At 62.7% G+C, this 4,992-nt stretch carries 5 protein-coding genes; all 5 read right to left on the bottom strand.

The window, feature by feature from the left end:
* Positions 1-47 precede the first annotated feature (47 nt).
* The 5 genes from trpD to rpe all read right to left on the bottom strand — a co-directional run bounded on the left by trpD (position 48) and on the right by rpe (position 4,980).
* Positions 48-1,061: an anthranilate phosphoribosyltransferase gene (gene trpD, locus ACJWXQ_RS07075; protein ID WP_346052878.1), complete on the bottom strand. Its 1,014-nt coding sequence runs from the start codon at positions 1,059-1,061 to the stop codon at positions 48-50.
* Between the two features lie 209 nt (positions 1,062-1,270).
* Positions 1,271-1,861: an aminodeoxychorismate/anthranilate synthase component II gene (locus tag ACJWXQ_RS07070; RefSeq protein WP_346052876.1), complete on the bottom strand. Its 591-nt coding sequence runs from the start codon at positions 1,859-1,861 to the stop codon at positions 1,271-1,273.
* Positions 1,862-1,969: 108 nt separating this feature from the next.
* A complete protein-coding gene (trpE, locus tag ACJWXQ_RS07065; protein WP_346052874.1) occupies positions 1,970-3,460 on the bottom strand; it encodes an anthranilate synthase component I in 1,491 nt (496 codons plus the stop codon).
* A 150-nt stretch (positions 3,461-3,610) separates the two neighbouring features.
* Positions 3,611-4,309, bottom strand: coding sequence for a phosphoglycolate phosphatase (locus tag ACJWXQ_RS07060; RefSeq protein WP_346052872.1), 699 nt, complete (start codon positions 4,307-4,309; stop codon positions 3,611-3,613).
* Positions 4,306-4,980 (bottom strand): ribulose-phosphate 3-epimerase, encoded by a 675-nt coding sequence (rpe, locus tag ACJWXQ_RS07055; protein WP_406672456.1) that lies wholly within the window; start codon positions 4,978-4,980, stop codon positions 4,306-4,308. The genes ACJWXQ_RS07060 and rpe overlap by 4 nt, the downstream gene beginning before the upstream one ends.
* Positions 4,981-4,992: the final 12 nt, after the last annotated feature.

The following is a 4,992-nucleotide window of genomic DNA, read 5'->3' as shown; positions in this document are numbered from 1 at the left end:
TTCTTCCTGCTTGCGGGCGATGATCGTTTCCAGAATATCCGGCCGACTCATTGGCGACTCCTTGCCTGCAGGGCCTCCAGTGATGCCTTGGCACGCCCATCCGCCAGCACGGCCTGGGCAAGACGAACCCCGTCGGCCAGACTATCGGCCAGGCCCGCCACGTAGATGCCGGCACCGGCATTCATGGCAACCATATCGGCCGCCGGCCCCTGCTCACCCGCCAATACCCCTCGAATCAGCTTGGCACTGGCCTCTGGCCCGTCCACCACCAGGCTATCCACCGGCGCCCTTTGGATACCAAAGTCCTCCGGCGACACCCGATAACTGTGGACCTGAGCCTCCCATAACTCGGCCACCTTGGTCGGGGCGCCCACACTGATTTCGTCGAGACCATCATCGGAATGAAAGACCAGCACATGACGACTGCCCAGGGCCTGAAAGACATGGGCAATGGGTTCCACCCACTCCGGAGAGAACACGCCCATGATCTGATTGGGTGCCCCGGCCGGATTGGTCAGCGGACCCAGGAGATTGAACACGGTCCGGGTCCCCAACTCCTTGCGGGGACCGGCCGCATGGCGGGTGGCGGCGTGATGACCAGGGGCAAACAGAAAGGCGATGCCGATGGCGTCAATGGCCGCGGCAATCTCCTCCGGCGTCATGTCGATGCGAACCCCCAGGGTCTCCAGCACATCGGCACTGCCGGAACTGCTGGAAAGGGAGCGGTTGCCATGCTTGGCCACCCGGGCACCGGCGGCGGCAATGGCAAAGCAGGCGCCGGTGGAGACATTGAAGATGCCGCGGCCATCACCGCCAGTGCCGGCTGTGTCCACTAGACGGTCGCCGTCCACTTCCACACGGCTTGCGAATTCCCGCATCACCCGTGCCGCACCGGCAATCTCCGGAACCGTTTCGCCCTTGGCACGCAGCCCGGCGAGAAAACCACCAATCTGCGCCGGCGTGGCTTCACCCTGCATGATCTGGCGCATCACCGCGCTCATCTCTTCACTGGACAGGTCCACCCCGTCCACCACCGCCGCAATTGCCTGCCTGATATCCATCGTCAAACACCCCAGGGGTTGTTGAGTGAACAGTGAACAGTTCCCAGTGAACAAAAAAACCCGCCTCTCCATATCTCTTGCAGGCGATCTCCTGTGGGAGCGGCTTTAGCCGCGATCGGGCTTCGATGCCCCACCTGATCGCGGCTAAAGCCTCTCCCACATCAGGCTGGCCCCAAACCCGCTGTTCACTGGGAACTGTTCACTGGAAACTATGCTCCGTAATTTCCTCCCAGGAAATTACGGAGCATTTGATGCCCGTGCTGGGTCAGAATGGATTCGGGGTGAAACTGCACCCCTTCCACCGCCAGCTCCCGATGCCGGAATCCCATGATCTCGTCTCGCTGGCCGTCCTCGGTCTGTGTCCAGGCGGTCACTTCCAGGCAGTCCGGAAGATCGTCCGCCGTCACGATCAGGGAGTGATAGCGCGTCGCCTCGAAGGGATTATCCAGTCCACGAAAGACGCCCTTGTCACTGTGATGCATCATCGAGGTCTTGCCATGCATGACTTCCCGAGCGTGCACCACCCGGCCACCGAAGACCTGGCCAATGGCCTGGTGTCCCAGACACACCCCCAGCACCGGAATCTGCCCCGCCACCCGTTCAATCAATGCCATGGAGATCCCGGCTTCATTGGGCGTGCAGGGGCCCGGTGAAATGACTATATGGTCGGGCGACAGTGACACCGCCTCTTCCACGGTAATCTCGTCATTGCGATGCACCGCCACCTCCTGCCCCAACTCCAGCAGGTACTGGACGAGGTTGTAGGTGAAGGAGTCGTAGTTGTCGATCATTAGAACCATTGCTGGATTCCTGCGCTATGCATCTTCGAATAAGCAGCGACGAGCTACCAGCAACAAGCTGCGAGCCGGCTTCGATCCAGCTCGTTGCTCGTAGCTCGCCGCTCGTTGCTAAGCAAACAAATCGCCGCGATGCAGGCCCTTGCGGGCCAGTTCGGCGGCGCGGATCAGGGCTCGGCCCTTGTTCAGGGTTTCTTCCCATTCCTTCTCGGGCACCGAGTCATGAACGATGCCGGCACCGGCCTGCACATCCAGGCGACCATCCTTGAGCAAAGCCGTGCGAATGGCGATGGCGGTATCCATCTCGCCCTGCCAGCCGAGATAGCCGATCGCGCCGGAATACACTCCACGGCGCACCGGCTCCAGCTCATCAATGATTTCCATCGCCCGGACCTTGGATGCACCACTCACGGTGCCGGCCGGAAAACAGGCCCGCAGCGCCTCCATGGCGGACAGATCCGGCTGCAAGCGACCGGTCACCGCCGAGACAATATGCATGACATGGGAATAACGCTCGATGCGCATGCGCTCGGTCAGCCTGACACTGCCGGCTTCACTGATCCGGCCCACATCGTTACGACCGAGATCGATCAGCATCAGATGCTCGGCCAGCTCCTTGGGATCCGAAAGCAACTCTTTTTCCAGCGCCAGATCCGCCTCGCTGCTGGCGCCACGCGGGCGCGTGCCGGCGATGGGCCGAACGGTCACCTCGCCCTCTTCCACCCGCACCAGAATCTCGGGCGAGGAACCGGCGATCTCCATGTCGCCCATGTCCAGGTAATAAAGATAAGGAGAAGGATTGAAGCAGCGCAGCGCCCGATAGATATCCAGGGCATCGCCCTCCCAGGGCAGGGACAGACGCTGGGAGAGCACCACCTGCATGGCATCACCGTCGAGGATCAATCCCCGGACCCGGCTCACCGCGTCCAGGAAATCCGCCTCGGGAAAACGGGCCTCGGGTTCCGGCAGGGACTTGCCGTCCATGATCGGCCGGGGTTGGAGGGGGGCATTGAGGGTGTCGGCGAGATCATCCAGCCGTCGGTTGCCCCGCTGCCAGGCATCAGCCTCGGCCGGGTCCACATTCACGATCAGAAAAAGCCGGCCGGTAAGATTGTCGAAGACCACGACTTCTTCCGACAGCCACAATTGAATATCCGGCGAGCCGGTCTCGTCGGGCTGATGGCGCTCTGCCAGCCGCGGCTCGATATAGCGGATGGTGTCATAGCCGAAATAGCCCACCAGCCCCCCGGTAAAGCGCGGCAGCTCCGGCAGGCGCGGGGCGCTGAACTGGGCTTGCCAGTGGGCGATGCGGGCCAGGGGGTCGTCCAGGTCTTCGGCGTAAATCTCTTCATCGTCACGCAGATGACGGAATCGGCCCTGGTGGACTTCGATCCGGTCCCGCGCCGGCAGACCGATAATGGAATAGCGCCCCCAGCGCTCGCCGCCCTGAACGGATTCGAACAGATAGGTGCCCGGCCCCTTGCCATGGGCCAGCTTGAGATAGGTGCTGAGCGGGGTTTCGAGATCGGCCAGAATTTCCCGGTAAACCGGGACGCGATTATGACCCTGGTCGGCGAGCTGCTGAAATTGTTGCTGATTCATGAATCCGGATTCCGTGGTTTTCAATCATGGCGGCCGCGGCCACCGCATCAATCGACATCGTGGTGGAGCCTGGCCACCACCAGCCGTCGGCCGCCAGCCACCAATGGTGGGCGGTGCAACAGGCATTGATGGGGCGATAATGGCTCACATTCACTCCAGAATCCGGATCTCGGAGAGCTCGCCAAAGTAACGGTCCGGCTGATCACTCTCCGCAACGAAGCCCTGATTATAACCATAGCGGGCGGCCACAATGGAACACCCTGCATTGCGGGCCGCCGCCACATCGGTCTCGGAATCCCCCACCAGCAGGGTCTCGCCGGGCCCGGCAGCCGCCTGTTCCATGACCCAGGTCAGCGGCCCGGGGTCGGGTTTGCGAGTCTCCAGGCTGTCGCCGCCGAGGACCCAGGCAAAGGGCTGATCAATCCCAAGCCCATTGAGAACCTCGCGCGCCAGGGCCTCGGGCTTGTTGGTGACACAGGCAAGCTCGAGACCGGCCGAGCGCAGTGTTGACAGGATTTCCTCGACCCCGGGATACAGCTGGCTGTCCTTGACCAGACGGGTCTGGTAGGCGGAGAGAAAAAGCTGATGGCTTTCATCCAGCAGCCGCGCATCCGGCGACCGACCCAGCCCATGCTCGAGCATGCGTCGAATCAGCTCCCGGGCCCCGTTGCCCACCCACTGTCGCACCCGGTCCTCGCCGGGCGGAGCCAGATCGGCGGCAATGGCGGTGGCATCCACCGCCACGGCAATATCCGGAACGCTGTCCACCAGCGTCCCGTCGAGATCAAACAGAACCAGGGAGACGGGAAAGACCTGCCCGTCCACCTGCAGGCGAACGGTCCCGGTCACCGTCCGGCCCCGGCAATCTCCTCGCGCATGCGCTTGATCACCGTGGCGTAATCGTCGGCGCCAAAGATGGCGGAGCCGGCCACGAAGGTATCGGCCCCGGCGGCTGCCACTTCCGCGATATTGTCGGCCTTGATACCCCCATCCACTTCCAGACGGATCTCGCGATCGCTGGCATCAATCCGCCGGCGGGCCTCGCGCAGCTTGTCCAGGGTGGAAGGAATGAACTTCTGGCCACCGAAGCCAGGGTTCACCGACATCAGCAGGACCAGGTCGATGTCCTCCAGCAGCCAGTCCAGATAATTCAGGGAGGTGCCCGGGTTGAAGACAAGCCCCGGCTGGCAGCCGGCCGCACGGATGGCCTGGATGGTGCGATGGGGGTGCTCACTGGCCTCGGGGTGGAAGCTGATGGTGGTGGCCCCGGCCTCGGCGAAATCGGGAATGATGCGATCCACCGGCTGGATCATCAGATGCACATCAATGGGCGCGGTCACCCCATGCTTGCGCAGGGCCTCACAGACCATGGGCCCGATGGTGAGATTGGGCACATAGTGATTGTCCATGACATCAAAATGCACCCAATCCGCCCCGGCGGCGAGCACATTGTCGACTTCCTCGCCCAGCCGGGCGAAATCCGCGGAGAGGATGGAGGGGGCGATGATGGGTTTGAGCATGGTTGGGCTCCA

It is taken from the genome of Natronospira sp. (genome assembly GCF_007134575.1).
Lineage (GTDB): Bacteria > Pseudomonadota > Gammaproteobacteria > Natronospirales > Natronospiraceae > Natronospira > Natronospira elongata.
The sequence above is the reverse complement of the archived record's forward strand: the minus strand, read 5'-3'. Positions and strand labels throughout refer to the sequence as shown.